Source organism: Ferrimonas aestuarii (assembly GCF_005116665.1).
GTDB classification, from domain to species: domain Bacteria; phylum Pseudomonadota; class Gammaproteobacteria; order Enterobacterales; family Shewanellaceae; genus Ferrimonas; species Ferrimonas aestuarii.
Window position 1 is genome coordinate 62,827 of record NZ_SWCJ01000012.1, and the last position, 14,622, is coordinate 77,448.

The window sequence follows — 14,622 nt, forward strand, 5'->3', positions numbered from 1 at the left end:
CCGATGAACTGGTTAGAACGAGCCATTGAGGTGGTGTCGCCAAGCTGGGCTGCGGGTCGAGCCGCTAACCGCTTGCAGATTAAAGGCTTTGAGGCAGCGATGCCTTCGGTGCACCACAAAGCAAAGCGTGAAGGTCGCAGTATGAATGATGCTATCGGCTTTGCTGGGGCGTCGATTCGAGAGCAAGCCCGCTGGCTGGATGAAAATCATGATTTGGTGATCGGGCTGCTGGATAAGATGGAGGAGCGAGTGGTGGGTGCTAAAGGCATCCAGATTGAGCCCAATCCGTTGTCAGTTTCCGGTGAACGCCATGAGAAGTTGGCAAAAGAGATCCGTCGGCGCTGGGCTGCTCGGTCATTAAAGCCTGAAGTGACGGGGCGTTTTACTCGACCACAAATGGAGCGCTTAGTGGCGCGCCACTGGTTGCGTGATGGCGAGATGTTTGGTCAGCAGGTTCTGGGCATCGTGCCGGGTTTAAACCATCCCTCAGGCGGTGCCTATTCAATCGAGCTGTTGCCTGCCGAATTTGTGCCCATTGATGCCACCGGCGAATTTGAAGGTCAACGGCTAAAGCAAGGGTGCTTGCTTAACAGCTGGAATCAAATTACTGGTTATCGGGTGTATAAAATGCACCCTCGTGAATATTTTAGTCGTGAGATGAAGACCATCCCTGCGGTCAATATGCTGCACTTAGCGCTGCGACGAAACACCAACGCGCTGCGTGGCATGTCGCTGCTGCACGGGGTCATCAAGCGTCTGTCGGATCTCAAGGATTACGAGGATAGTGAGCGAATTGCAGCTCGGATTGCGGCGGCGCTGGCGTTTTACATCAAACGGGGCGACACATCTGAATACGACACTGGTTCTTACGACAAGGCTGCTAAGAAGCGGCAGATTAAATTCGCCCCCGGCATGACATTCGATGACCTCGCACCCGGTGAGGATGTGGGAATGATTGAGTCCAATCGGCCCAACACCCACTTAAGCGAGTTTCGTAATGGTCAATTGCGTGCTGTGGCTTCTGGTAGTCGCTCGGGGTATTCGTCTATTGCCCGAGAGTACAAGGGCAGTTATTCATCGCAGCGCCAAGAGCTTGTTGAAACCAATGAGGGGTACGCCGTTTTTCAGGACGAGTTTGTGGCCCAGTGGTCACGACCTGATTATCGTACCTGGCTCAAGATGGAGCAGCTGCACCCGACTGACCCATTGGTGCTACCGCCTGAGCTTGATCTTAAGACGTTGTTTGATGCCACCTACTACGGACCTGTGATGCCGTGGATTGATCCCGCCAAGGAGTCTCAGGCTTGGAAGATGGGCATTCGCGGTGGCGGTGCCACCCAAGCCGAGTGGATTAGAGCGCGCGGCGGTAACCCTGACGAGGTGAAAGCGCAGCGTAAGGCTGAGGTTGAGTGGAATAACGACAACGATCTGGTATTCGACACCGACGCGGGCAAGGTCTCCAACGCGGGTGTTTCCCATAGTACCTCACCGCTCGATTCTGAAACTCAACAGGAGTAACCATGAAACAAACCTTGTTGGCCTCGGCAGTGATGTCGGGGCTTTTTTGTATGCCTCAAGCCTCGACGCAAGTCAGCCAGATGGCAGAAACCTGGTACCAGATTAAAGCCAGTGGAAATGATTCTGCCGAAATTTTGATTTACGACGAAATTGGCGGATGGGGTGTCAGCGCCCGTAGCTTTGCTCGCGACATTAAAGAGTTGGGTAAGGTGACTAACATCACCGTTCGCATCCATTCCGGTGGCGGTGATGTGTTTGAAGGTATGGCGATTTACAACCTGCTTAAACAACATCCAGCTAACGTCACCGTGTATATCGATGGTTTGGCAGCTTCGATGGCGTCGGTGATTGCTATGGCGGGCGACACCATCATCATGCCGTCAAACACCATGATGATGGTGCATAAGCCTTGGGGTATTCAGGGTGGTGATGCCGAGGATATGCGCCGTTATGCCGATCTGCTGGATAAGGTTGAGGGTGCATTGATTAGCGCTTATCTCGACAAGACCGGTATTGATGAAACTGAGTTACAAGCTTTGTTGGCCGAGGAAACTTGGTTGACGGGTAGTGAAGCCGTTGAAAAAGGCTTTGCTGATCAACTGGTCGAACCGCTGCAGGCGGCGGCCTCTCTTACCTCCAATCGTTTACAGGAGTTTGAAAACATGCCTAAGGCTGTTCAAGAACTGATGCGCCCGCAAGGGAATGCAAACCCAACCCCGCCTGCCAATCCTCAAGGCGGTCAGAATCAACCAGAGGCACCCGCCGCTGCTCCACAACCCCCAGCTTCAGGCATGAGTTTGGCGCAGTTCCAAGCACAGGAAACTGAACGTAAAGATAGCATTAAATCGCTGTTTGCTAACTTTGGTGGCGATCGAGCCACGGCCTTAGCTGAGGTTCAGCAAACTTGTCTGGATGACATGAGCATTGATGCTGCAGCAGCTAAAGATCTGATCTTGGCAGCTCTTGGCAAGGAGACGACGCCATCTTCTGGCGGTGAACAGATTTACGCTGGTAACGGCAATCTGGTGGGCGACAGCGTGCGCGCATCCTTGATGGCTCGCACGGGTCACGAAGATGCCCAAGCGGATAACGCTTATAACCACATGACACTACGAGAGCTAGCTCGAGCCTCGCTGACTGAGCGCGGTGTCGGGGTGGCGGCGGCCAACCCACTGCAGATGGTGGGCTTGGCGTTTACTCATTCCAGCTCTGATTTTGGCAATATCTTGTTGGATGTCGCCCATAAATCGCTGCTAATGGGCTGGGAGGATGCCGACGAAACCTTTGAACAATGGACAAAGAAAGGTCAGCTATCCGACTTCAAACCTGCCAAGCGTGTTGGTATGGATGCATTCCCTGCACTTCGCCAGGTACGAGAAGGTGCAGAATACAAATACGTGACAGTCGGCGACCGTGGTGAAAAAATTGCTCTGGCCACCTACGGCGAGCTGTTTTCCATTACCCGCCAAGCCATCATTAATGATGACCTGAGCGTGCTGATGGGTGTGCCAGAGGCTATGGGTCGCGCCGCCAAGGCGACCATCGGTGATCTGGTGTATGCGGTGCTGACCAGCAATCCTAAGCTGAGTGATGGCAAACCGCTGTTCCATGCTGAACATGGCAACCTGATTTCTGGCGCACCAGATGTGGGTAACTTGAGCAAGGGTAAAGCCAAGATGCGCCGTCAAAAGCTGGGTGAGCGTAACCTTAATATTCGCCCAGCGTTTGCACTGGCACCAGTGGCACTTGAGGACACTATCAAGCAGGTCATCGCCAGCCAATCGGTGGCAGGCACTGAAACCAACAGCGGTGTGGCCAACCCGATTCGTAACATGGCGGAGGTCATCGGCGAACCACGTTTGGATGATGACAGTGCAACTGCATGGTATCTAACCGCCGCCCAAGGTCGTGACACCATTGAGGTGGCTTACTTTAACGGCATCGAGACCCCATTCATCGATCAGATGGAAGGTTTTACTACTGATGGTGTGGCTACCAAGGTCCGCATCGACGCTGGTGTGGCACCGCTTGATCACCGTGGCTTGCTTAAGTCCTCTGGTTAATTTTGACTTGGTACCTGGTCGCCTGATGGCGGCCTAACTGTTTGAGTGTTTCTATAAGGAATCCATGATGAAAAATTACAATGGTGCAGGCGATCAGCTTGAGCTAATCGCTCCCGCTGATGGCGTGATCGCTGGCAAGCCGGTGTTGATTGGCGCGTTGGTGGTTATCCCGATGACTACGGCCGCCTCAAGCGAGCCCTTTATCGGGTATCGATGTGGCGAGTACACCGTGCCCGTGGCTTTGACCGGCGCAGTCACCCAAGGTGCTAAAGCCTATCTTAAATCTGATGGCTCGGCCATTACCGGAACCGCTTCCGGTAATACTTTGGTCGGGGCGTTCTTGGCGGATTTGGCGAGCGATGCCGCTGACGGTTTGGTGCTGTTTACCGGCCAGATCGCATAATGGGTTTTGGCAATGTAAAAGCCCGGCTTGATAGCCGGGTATTTGCCCAATTGGGGGATGCGTTAAGCATCAACGGTCAACCAGTGGCTGGCGTCATCGAAGATAGCGTAATCGACCTAGGAGACGCTGAGCAATTGGCGTTGGTGCTTAAAGTGCCCAAAGCCTTGGCGGTCGGCATCACTCGTGGCACGCTGGTCAAAGACGGCACCGCCTCTTACAAGGTGGCCGAGTTGTTGACCCCTCAAGATGGCCTAGCGTGGTTTGAGCTTAAGGAGGCCTGATGGCAAAGCATATTACACAAGCAGTGCTCGATGCTGCTCATGCCAAGTGGTCTGAGTGTGCTGATTTGGCGTCAGTAACTCCGTTTCGTAACCGTGTTAAACCGATTCAGTCGGATCAGTTGCCCGCCATTATCCAGCGGATGGGGAGCGATAAGGCGCTTACCGATACCTTGCGGATGCAGACTTGGTCGCTGCAGCTGGAGCTGGTGATGTGTGTCGATGCTGACACTATTGCCGACATCGACGCCGAACTGCTGAAACTGCGGCTGGCATTAACCCAAGCGCTGCTTGATGGTAGTAATCTTGGCTTGCCGTATGTCATCGACGTCAGCTTGACGGAGCAAGATCGCATTGATGCCGATGACTCTGGTATATACGCCATTGGTCAGGTGCCGCTGTGGTTTGAGATCCAATATCGAGTCGCCGACCCCACCAACCCCATCGCCCCCGAATAACCCTTTTTAACTTGAGATAGGAAACCTGTATGGCCACCCCTAAAACCAAGGGCGGTCAGGCTTCGCCTGCGCCTAAGAAAGTCATGTGGAAGGCTCGCAGTGGCGGCCTGCCGGAGACCAAACCGAAACAGAAGGAGCAGCGCTGATGCTGGTCAAACGTGAATTAATTTTGCTGGGCCTGCAAGCGGCTCTCGGTAACCCGGTCACACTGGACCCAGCTCAAGATGCGATCTTGGTGGAGTCTTTAAATGTTACCCCGACTAACCAGCGGATGGTTGAGCGCTCGGTGATTAAGCCGACACTCGGCAAGGAAGCGTCGGTATTTGCGGGTTGTCTGTGGCAAGTGACGTTTACTGCTGAACTTAAAGGTAGCGGCACCGCTGGTGTTGCTCCGGAGATTGGCAAGGCGCTGCAGGCCTGTGGTTTAAGTGAAACCGTGGTGGCCAACACTTCGGCGACCTACCAACCGGCCTCGGACAACTTGGCGTTGGCTACTATCGAATGTTATCAGGATGGTAACCTAATTAAGCTGCAGGACGTGCGTGGTACCGTCAGCTTTGACTTTACGGCGGGGGCGTACGGCAAAGCCAGTTTCACGTTGACCGGTCATCAAGGTGGTGACCTTACGGCAGCGGCATTACCTAACGCTAGTTACGACAGTACTGTGCCAGTGCCACTGATTGGTTTGAGTACCTTGTCGGTGGGCGGCTTTGATGCCGAGATCAACCAGTTGACGCTGGATGTGGCTAATGAAGTGGTTACTCCTTCGTCTATCCGCAGTGCCAACGGTTACGGCGAGGTGCGCATCGCCAGTCGTGATCCTAATGGCTCTATTGACCCAGAGGATACGGTGGTGACCACCAAGAACTGGGTAAAGGAGTGGCAGGACGGCACCACGCTTTCTATTACTACTGGCACCGTGGGTGGTGTTGATGGCAATAAGTTTGCCTTAACACTTCCCAAATGCACCTGGCGAGATGCTCAGCCGGGTGACCGTGATGGTGTGCGCACCAAAGCGATGACTTTTGGGGCGGCGGAAACGTCCGGTGACGATCAGTTTACCTTGGTGTTTACCTAAAACTGTTTCCGCAGTATCGGCATACCCTTGCCTCGGTTTTGATGCGTTCTGCGCAGTCGGGGCAAGTCTTCATGCTTGAGCCCATAACCGCCCATATAAGGCTGGCCAGCCACCCAACGATAGTCCAACCCAGCAAAACATTAATAAGCATGATTAATCGAAAGCGTTCATGACCGCCTTTGGCGGCCAGAATGCTGGGCAAAAAATACAATAATGACGCCACCAGAATCATGGCGGGCGCTATTAACAGATCCATGTGATCTCCTCCTTATTTCAGCACAGGATACCCCAATGAGTGCGACCGCTAAATGGATCGATCTCGAATCTTTGCCAGATACTCAATTTCAGGTAACGGCACTGTCTCAGCGCATTTTAATGCAGGTCGAAATGGCCATGACCCGTCGAGGTCCCCAACTAGCGCTGACCTTTGATGGCATTGATTTGTTGCTTCGCCACGGCTTAGTGGATTGGGAGGGCATCAAGGATAAGGATGGCTATCCGGTGCGCTTTGTCTCCGGCAAGGTATGGCACCTCCTCGAAAGCTACGTTCACCGAAAGCATTGGGCAGAGCTGGCCACTAAGGTTTATGAACACTCAATGCTCACCGAGGCCGACGAAAAAAACTACTGATGGCGGTGGAGGTGGCTCGCAATCCAAAGCAATTTGATTGTGACCGCTGCCCTCATCGCCATTGCAGTGAAGAAAAAGCGGCTCAGTTCGATGTGTGGGTTATCACCTTGGGTGGCTTCGAGCATCGAATGAGGGTGTGCCCTAAACCTCAGATCACTGCTGCAACGCAGCAACTATTGTCACTATTTGGCGATTACCGGCAGGGCTATTTGCTCAATGCCGGTGGCCTTAATGAGCAGCCCTTTCGTTACCTTCAGGCCATGCGCCTAATTGACTCTACGGTTAAATCAAATGAGCAATAAAGCTGAATTTATCTTGTCAGCCAAAGACATGAGTGGTTCTGCGTTTTCGTCAATGAATCGCAACCTAAACGATTTGGACCGTCAGTCTCTCAATACTAGCTCTTCACTATCGAAACTCGACCTTGGTTTTGCTTCGTTGGGATCGAGCATTGCCGCAGGCGCAGCCGCCATTGCTGCTGCTATTCCAATGATGTCTCAATATGGTCGAGAAATTTCATTGTCTGCCCAGATGGCCAATATGGGAACTGATGAGTTTCAGCAATGGGCATACGCCACCGATACCGTTGGCATCCGTATGGATAAGCTGGCTGACATCAGCAAGGACGTTACCGACAAACTGGGTGACTACATTGCCACCGGCGGTGGTGAGTTCGCTGACTTTTTTGAAAAAGTGGCACCACTGGTTGGTGTTACTGCAGATGAGTTGGCGAGGTTATCGGGGCCTGAAGCGCTGCAGGCGATTAAGAACGCCATGGACGATGCCAACGTTAGCGCATCCGAACAAGTGTTTTATTTTGAAGCAATCGCTAATGATGCTTCTTTGCTGATCCCCATTCTGGCCGACAACGGTCGGGAAGTTCGAAAGCTACAGGCTGAGTTTGATGAGCTCAATCTAGCTGTAACCGAAGAGGAACTTGAGAAGCTGAATCGGATGGCATCCGATCTTTCTCGGGTTTGGACTGCCGCCAAGAATACGGCTGCCGTTGCAGTGTCTGCGCAAGAGGAAGAGTTAGAGGGCTTTGCTGATAAAGCGGTAGCGAGCTTTAGTGCAGCATCTCAGTCGTTTCGGGCTTGGCAGGACTTGGCTGAGGAAGACAGCTTTATTGGCCGGATGTGGGACATTGCGGCCAATGGATTGTTGGATAGCCGAGTGATGAAGGAGTACGGAGAGCAAGTTGGCTTGGATGCCAAAGAGGCTGGCGAGACCGCCGCCTTTGAGTTCAATGCGGGCTTTCTGGCTAAGGCATTAAATCCGTCCATCAATATTCCTACTGGCGGTGACGATGTTCAGGTGCCTTATGCGCCTAAAGTTGGCCCGGCACCTTTGTCTGACCAAGAATTAAAAGAGCAGCAGCAATTGTTAGCCCAGCTGGAAGCATCGATGGACAGGGCCGCTTTGATGGGACTGGATGCCACTCAGCGAATTGTCGTTGGTTACGACCAGCAGATGCAGAAGCTTGATGAATATGCAGCTGAACACCCTTTGTTGATCGCAAAGATTAACGAAGCTCGAGATGAAATTACTCAGCACTATTACGCCGCATTAGAAGCTGAAGCCAAAAAGCGCCAAGAGTCTCAACAGGATGAGCTTGAAAGTTATCGCCGTACTCACATGAGTCAGACGGAGTTGCTGCAAGTAGCGCTGGATGAGCGGGTTGCTAAGTTAGATGAGTTTCGGGCTAATGATCTCATCAACGAGGTGGAATACACCAATGAAAAGCTTAAGGCTGAGCAAGATTATAACGATGCGTTAGCCAAGCTACAGGAAAAGCGTGTTGAAGATAATCGCTCTTATCTTGAGCAAATGCGTGATGAGCTTAAAAAGTCCACCGATGGTTTTGATGCGGTATGGGATCAAAGCCTTGACCGCTTGGCCAGTGGATTTGGAGAGGTAGCACAAACTGCAGTCTTTGATTCCGACAACATTGGTGATGCCTTTGCCGGTATGTTTGAGGGCATGGCTCGAAGCATGGTGGGCTTCTTTGCTGAATGGGCGGCTCAACGGATGTTGCTATGGGTACTGGAGCAAACTTTAGGTAAGGCTACCGCCACTGGTTATGTGGCGCAGGTAGCTGGTCAAGGCGCAGCTCAAACGCAGCTTTGGGCAATCAATGCCGCTTCTTCAGTTGCTGCCATTCCTTATGTTGGGGCCTTTATGGCACCTGGTGCTGCATTGGCGGCCGAGGCTGCCGGTGGTGCGATGACCGCAGCGGCCACGGCTGCAGCGGCGAGCTCTTTAGTCGGTATGGCGCATGATGGAATTGATCGAGTTCCTCAAGAGGGCACCTGGTTGCTGAACACCAACGAGCGGGTTCTCAATCAGCAAAGTGCCGATCAAATGGACAGCATTGCGCAATATGTTCAGCAGCAAATCTTACTGCCGCCTCCTGCTCAGTCGATTGTGCAGCCTCAAATCAGCAGCGGTGACAACGTCACCATTCAGGCGCTAGACAGCAAATCCTTTAATGAGTTTGCCAGTCGCAACAATCGCACCTTTGCAAAACAAACCGCTCGTGCTCGCCGTAACCAAGCCAAAAAGCCACTGTAAGGATTAACCCATGGATCGTTTTCCAGAGTCGCTGGATATTGAGTCGTTGTCGCCGGAGACGGTGCAGCGCATCGTCCAGAGCGAGAGTAAGGGCGGCCAACTCCATCAGCGCCGAGGGCTGGCGCATGGCTTGCTGGTGACCATTGGTTTATCCAGTGCTACTAACATGGCCGAGCGAGCTCAGGCGCTGTGGTTTTTAGAAACCCACCAAGCGCAGCGATTTGAGTTGGTGGTGCCGATGGAGTCCGACCCCAAGGGTTCGGCCCCGAACGGCGCTGCTGTGGCGACGAACGCCGCCAAAGGCGCGCGTCAGATTGCCTTGAGCGGCTATGCCGCTAACGACGCCAACGCCGTGGCCGTTCGAGATCCAATTTTGTTTCAGAGCCACGCCAAGGTGTACCGACTGGGTCCCGCTCAGAGCAACGGCAGTGGCCAAGTGGTCTGCGATATTCACCCGCCACTTAGGCAGAATGTTGTTGCTGGTGAAGTGGTGACGCTGTCGAACGTGCCTTTTACTGGCCGCCTAGTGCCTGGAACGATTGATGCCGACATCAGTGGTCATTTAAACCCCCTCAGTTTCGAATTTCGTGAGGATGCCTAATGCGTCAATACCTTTATCCTAATGGCGCGGTAAATGACGTTGAGTCAGTGTGCGCCAATGCGCTGCTGTTTGCCATTGAGCTGCCTGATGGCACGCTGTATCTAACCGATTCGCCGGTTGATGTGGTTTATGGTGGCCAAACCTATCTGGCCAGTGGCTATTTGTTGGGGGCTCCGTCGCTGTCGCCTACGGTCGATGAGCCGATTGATGACATCGATTTGGCGTTGTCGGCTGTGGACCTGCAGCTGCTATCGCTCATTGGTGACAGCTACCATAATGCGCCAGTGATCGTGCATCGCATCTGGCAGCATGATGACTACTCCATTGCAGCGGTTGATCGTGCCGTGTGGTCAGGCATCGTCAACAATTACACCGACAGCGAAACCGCCACCAGTCATGAGCTGACTTTAAACCTCACCAACGAGCTGGCCACTTTTGCCGGTGCCCACGGCCTGCAGTTGACCGTGGATGCGCATCAGCGCCTACACCCTGCCGATACCGGCATGCGCCATGCATTGGTGGTTGATACGCCTGAAGGGGAGTGGGGCCACGAAGATCGCCGCCAAGATGGTGGACTGACGGGTGCAGACATCTACACCCCTGGCGTGTCGGTGGATCTTAACTTAGATACCACCGCCAAACGTGCGCCGCTGGTGTTTGGTCGTCAGTTGATTGAGCCGATCACCGTGATGCGTCAGATCACCGGTCAAGATGACCGTTATCTGGCGTCTATTGATCTTATTGCGGCCGGTCGCATCAAAGGCATCGTCAGCCGGTTTATCGATGGCGTGGATTTGCTCACCGCTGAGGGCCGTGATTATTTTGGCGTCGGCCAAACCGGCAACGGCAAACCTTACATCACGCACTGGGATGAGCGTTTGGCCGATGATGCCAGTGCTTATCCTTGGTTGCTGAACTATCCTGCTGGCGTGCAGTATCCGGGCAAGTCCGACAGTTACCCTGACTTTGTGGCGACGGATGAATTTGCGGGCCTGACAACGGCGCTGACGGTGCACCGCAACCACGTAGATGCGCCGTGGTCGGGACAACCGACGCGCACCTACGTGGTCGATGGTGCACTGGTTTGGGATCCTCGTGATTCTAAGCAGTCAGCCACCAATCCGGGCAGCTGGCAGTGGTCCTCAAACCCGGCACTGTGTGCGCTGCATTTTATGCGCCTACCTAAAGCGCTGGGCGGCATGGGGCTGGCTGAAGAACGCCTGCTCATTGACGAGATGATGGTTGAAGCCAATTGGATTGATGCCACCAAGGAGGTTGGTGGCGACGGCCTTGAGCGTCCAGTGATGACCTGTAACCTAGTGCTCGACACCAGCCAACCGGTGATGGACAACTTAACCGCCATCTTAGCCACCTGCCGTGGTCGCCTAGTGCGTCGTGGCGGTCAGTTTGGCTTTGCCATTGACCGCGAGCGCAGTTCGGTGCTGCATCTGGACGAAAACGACTTTGCCGAGATTGAGTTTAGCGCTCCTGATGTCGATGACCGCTACAATCAAGTGTCGGTTGAGTACCTAGACGCATCCAATAACTACGTCACCAACACTGCCAGTTGGCCTACACTGGGCTCAGCAGATTATGCCGAGTATCTGAGCGCTGATCGCAGTGTCGAAAACCACCACAGCGAAACCGCCCACGGCATCGATAACCATGACGAAGCGCTGCAATTGGCTGAGGTGCTGTGCCGCCGCAGTCGTAGCGCCGCTACCGGAACGCTGTCGGATGTCTCGCCGAAATGCGCCCGCCTCGAGGTGGGTGATGTATTTACTTTGGACGACGCCGATCGTGGCTGGGTGGGTAAACTGCTGGAGGTGGTGACGGTCACCATAGATGGCAGTGCCGATGCGTTTAAGGTGTCGCTTGAGTTTGTGGTGTATGACTCCAGTGAGTTTGCTTGGAGTGATAAGCCGCTACAGCCGCCGCCGCCGAACTACGGCAAGCGGCCAGTTAAATCGGTACCATCGGTCACCAATATTGAGTATGTGGGACCGACTGATCTGCAGCCGCAAGGGCGGGTGACGTGGGATCACGACAGTGACGACTACGGCTGGACCGATCACTACAACGTCAGCATCAGCAAAAACGGCACTCAGGTGGCCTCGGGCACCAGTCCCGATGGCGATTATCCCGTGCCGACGCTCGATGCCGGTGATTACCTGATCACCGTGGTGCGTGTCACTACCTTGGGCAAGTCCTCCGTACCGGCCAGTCTGTCGTTTACCTTGGCGCTGCCGTCGGTACCGGTCATTGGCCCCGATGATCTCGATATTGGAAACAGCTCAGTCGGTGTCACCCCGCAGCTGTCGGGGTTGGCGTATCATACCGAGTTTGAGTTTGCCATTCGTGGTCGTAGTCAAACGGAACCGCTCAGAATTAAGGGCCGCACTCGCGGTACCTTCATTTTTGCCGGGCTGGCTCCTGAGGTTGAGTGGTTCTTTGCCGTTCGCGCGGTTAATCCGCTGGGCGTCAGTGCATGGGTGGAAGTGAGCGCTACCACGACAGCCATTGATCCTGCGTTGTTGGACTCCATCGGTGAGGAGATCAACAAGCAGGTCGGGGACATGGACGATCGCCTTTCTGATGGCGCGCTATCTGGCATCAAGGACATCATCGAGCGCAATAAGAAACAGCTCAGTGATTCCAAACAGCTGTATAACTTTGAAGATGGTGTAATTGAGGGGTTGCGCCAGGAGTACACCGCGGAGTTTGCTGCATCAAAAGCGTACCTCGAGCAAACTTACATGACCTCTGCTGACACGACTCATGCGCTTGCGTTGTCTGAGCAGCGCATGAGCGCAGAGGTCGGTGAGGTTTATAGCCACTTGGGTCAGCAGTACCTGACAGCTGCCAGCACTGAATCTGCAATTTCAACCGCGATTGATGAGTTTACTGTCACTGGCGCGCATGGTGGCACTGCCACGCTAGAGCAGATGGCGGCAGCAGTGTGGTCAGCGGATGGAAACAGCTTTGAAACCCAATGGTCAGTAAAGTCGGATGTTAATGGATTGAAAGGTGGTGTCGGGTTTTACAACAACGGCACTAAAACTGAATTTCTTATCGATGCTGATGTGTTTGCGGTGCTTGCTCGCGGCGCGGACACCGAGATGTTTAACCCACTGGTGGTCGCCAATGGTCAGGTTTACATGCGTGATGTGCTGATGGACTTTGCGCAGGTCGTCAATCTCGATGTGCGCCGTCTCGATGCGCTCAACATTAAGACCAACAACCTGGAGGTCAGCAAAGACGTGACCGTTGGCGGCACCTCAGGCAGTTACGCCGCCATTCGTGGCAGCGTCAGCGGTCGTGATGAACTGGTGTTTGTTGCGGGGCATACCAACGCGGCCACGTTTGCAGACTGGCGTTGGGGCGTGGACTCCAATGGCCGCATGGTGATGCGCGATGGCTACGGTGATTATGTGCTCGATTTTAATCCGGCCAGTGGCAAGTTTGAGTTAAGCGCCACCTTGCAATCGTCGGTGATCAAGGCATCGGTGCTGGATCTGGACTCCACCCGGATTGCTGCCGATGGCGACCGCACTGCCACCTTTGCCATTAGCCAAGTGGATTTGATTGGGACGCCGGGCGAGACCTACAGCTCGCTGAGTTTGACGTTGCCAATCTTGCATTCGCCCAGCTACGGTGCGGGCTTTATGGCCACTCGCTTTAGTCAATTCAAGCAAGACGTGTTGATTGATGCGCTGCTCACCGGCGACAAAGGCTTTGAAACCTTAAAGCTGCAGGTGCAGTACAACGGCGGCGCGTGGCAGACCATCAAAGAGGTCACGCGGGATCTGAGCTATCACGGCACCCTGCGCCTGGTGTGCCGGTACACCACCTTGACGTCGTGGAGCTTTATTCGCTTCCGAGGCGTCACCAACCAAGACCATTCCGAACAGCTGAGTATCCGGCTGGACGTCAACAACTGCATTGAGACAGCCAACTCGGCTGGCTCAGTTTCATAAGGAAACCACATGGCAACCACCGACACCGAGGTGATCCTGCAGGAGCTGCGGGCGATGATTGGCGGCTGGACGGCCAACACCGATCAGCTTAAGGATTGGTTGGGCGGACCCGACCGTGACAACGACACCACCCCGCCTGAGGGGAACGCTGCGCTGAAAGGCTTTCGGCCTCTGACCGATGCCGCAGGCAACACCTATCACGTCATGACCCCGGCGGAGATGGAGCGATTCTCGAATGAGAATGCCAGCAAAGTCGATGACGTAGCGCAGTGGCACAGTGAGCTGGTGCCACTGGTGCCGGTGATGCAACAGCACGCCAATGATGCCAGGACTGCGGCGACCACCGCCACCGGTGCCGTCTCGGCCAGTGAAACCGCTCGTGACAAAGCCCAGCAATGGGCCGAAGAAGTCGAGGACACCGAGGTCGAAACCGGACAGTTCTCCGCTAAGCACCATGCCAGTAAATCGGCAGGCAGTGCCACCACCGCCTTGGATGCTAAGGCGCAGGCCATCGCCGCCCGAGATAAAGGTCAGCAGTGGGCCGAAGAAGTCGAGGACACCGAGGTCGAAACCGGACAGTTCTCGGCCAAGCACCACGCGCTCAAATCCGCCGCCGATGCTGGGGTGGCGAGCAGCGCCAAGACCGGGGCCGAAACCGCGCAGTCCAAAGCCCAGCAATGGGCCTCGGCGGCGCCAGACTTCGAGGTCGAAACCGGGCAATACTCGGCGCTTCACTGGTCTGGTGTGTCTCAGCAGTGGGCCGAGGGTACCGGCGAGATTGAGCCGGGTAAATACTCGGCCAAATACTGGGCAGAGCAAGCGGCCCAGGTGGTCCTCGGTGACATTCTGTGGACTGCAGTTAAGGGCAAGCCGACCACGATTGGCGGATACGGCATCACCGACGCCTACACCCAAACTCAAATCGACACCCAGCTGGCCACCAAAGCCGACACCGATCATGGCCACGCCGATCTCGCCGGTGCCATCCAAGAAGCTAAAAGCTTGGCGATGGCCGCCCTTATCCTTGGCTAACTGACTACCCATA

Annotated in this window: 13 protein-coding genes; 12 read left to right on the plus strand and 1 reads right to left on the minus strand. The window is 54.5% G+C overall.

Annotated elements, in window-relative coordinates; genetic code table 11:
• The first annotated feature begins 3 nt into the window (after positions 1 to 3).
• The 6 genes from FCL42_RS14610 to FCL42_RS14635 all read left to right on the plus strand — a co-directional run bounded on the left by FCL42_RS14610 (position 4) and on the right by FCL42_RS14635 (position 5,798).
• Positions 4 to 1,518, plus strand: a complete 1,515-nt coding sequence (locus tag FCL42_RS14610; protein WP_136864167.1) for a phage portal protein — start codon at positions 4 to 6, stop codon at positions 1,516 to 1,518.
• A gap of 2 nt (positions 1,519 to 1,520) precedes the next feature.
• Entirely contained in the window at positions 1,521 to 3,581 is a 2,061-nt protein-coding gene (locus tag FCL42_RS14615; protein ID WP_229359874.1) for a ClpP-like prohead protease/major capsid protein fusion protein, read from the plus strand.
• Between the two features lie 67 nt (positions 3,582 to 3,648).
• Positions 3,649 to 3,984, plus strand: coding sequence for a DUF2190 family protein (locus tag FCL42_RS14620; protein ID WP_169308403.1), 336 nt, complete (start codon positions 3,649 to 3,651; stop codon positions 3,982 to 3,984).
• Positions 3,984 to 4,265: a hypothetical protein gene (locus FCL42_RS14625; RefSeq protein ID WP_136864169.1), complete on the plus strand. Its 282-nt coding sequence runs from the start codon at positions 3,984 to 3,986 to the stop codon at positions 4,263 to 4,265. The genes FCL42_RS14620 and FCL42_RS14625 overlap by 1 nt, the downstream gene beginning before the upstream one ends.
• On the plus strand, positions 4,265 to 4,720 hold the full coding sequence (locus FCL42_RS14630; protein WP_136864170.1) for a hypothetical protein: 456 nt from the start codon (positions 4,265 to 4,267) through the stop codon (positions 4,718 to 4,720). Before FCL42_RS14625 ends, FCL42_RS14630 begins: the two co-directional genes overlap by 1 nt.
• Before the next feature lie 145 nt (positions 4,721 to 4,865).
• The gene (locus FCL42_RS14635; protein WP_136864171.1) at positions 4,866 to 5,798 is read left to right on the plus strand and encodes a phage tail tube protein; all 933 of its coding nucleotides are present in this window, start codon (positions 4,866 to 4,868) and stop codon (positions 5,796 to 5,798) included.
• On the opposite strand, the gene FCL42_RS14640 is transcribed toward FCL42_RS14635, so the two are convergent.
• The gene (locus tag FCL42_RS14640) at positions 5,791 to 6,054 is read right to left on the minus strand and encodes a superinfection immunity protein (RefSeq protein WP_136864239.1); all 264 of its coding nucleotides are present in this window, start codon (positions 6,052 to 6,054) and stop codon (positions 5,791 to 5,793) included. The two genes, FCL42_RS14635 and FCL42_RS14640, sit on opposite strands and share 8 nt — an antisense overlap.
• 35 nt (positions 6,055 to 6,089) lie before the next feature.
• Here FCL42_RS14640 and FCL42_RS14645 point away from each other — a divergent pair, with 35 nt between their 5' ends.
• The 6 genes from FCL42_RS14645 to FCL42_RS14670 are packed head-to-tail and all read left to right on the plus strand — an operon-like array spanning position 6,090 to position 14,609.
• The gene (locus FCL42_RS14645; RefSeq protein WP_136864172.1) at positions 6,090 to 6,428 is read left to right on the plus strand and encodes a hypothetical protein; all 339 of its coding nucleotides are present in this window, start codon (positions 6,090 to 6,092) and stop codon (positions 6,426 to 6,428) included.
• A gap of 11 nt (positions 6,429 to 6,439) precedes the next feature.
• Complete coding sequence (locus tag FCL42_RS14650) at positions 6,440 to 6,730, plus strand: hypothetical protein (RefSeq protein WP_136864173.1); 291 nt, start codon at positions 6,440 to 6,442, stop codon at positions 6,728 to 6,730.
• On the plus strand, positions 6,720 to 8,999 hold the full coding sequence (locus FCL42_RS14655) for a hypothetical protein (RefSeq protein WP_136864174.1): 2,280 nt from the start codon (positions 6,720 to 6,722) through the stop codon (positions 8,997 to 8,999). Before FCL42_RS14650 ends, FCL42_RS14655 begins: the two co-directional genes overlap by 11 nt.
• A 10-nt stretch (positions 9,000 to 9,009) precedes the next feature.
• A complete protein-coding gene (locus tag FCL42_RS14660; RefSeq protein WP_136864175.1) occupies positions 9,010 to 9,600 on the plus strand; it encodes a hypothetical protein in 591 nt (196 codons plus the stop codon).
• Entirely contained in the window at positions 9,600 to 13,577 is a 3,978-nt protein-coding gene (locus FCL42_RS14665) for a phage tail protein (protein WP_136864176.1), read from the plus strand. The genes FCL42_RS14660 and FCL42_RS14665 overlap by 1 nt, the downstream gene beginning before the upstream one ends.
• A 9-nt stretch (positions 13,578 to 13,586) precedes the next feature.
• The gene (locus FCL42_RS14670; RefSeq protein ID WP_136864177.1) at positions 13,587 to 14,609 is read left to right on the plus strand and encodes a hypothetical protein; all 1,023 of its coding nucleotides are present in this window, start codon (positions 13,587 to 13,589) and stop codon (positions 14,607 to 14,609) included.
• The last annotated feature ends 13 nt before the right edge of the window (positions 14,610 to 14,622 follow it).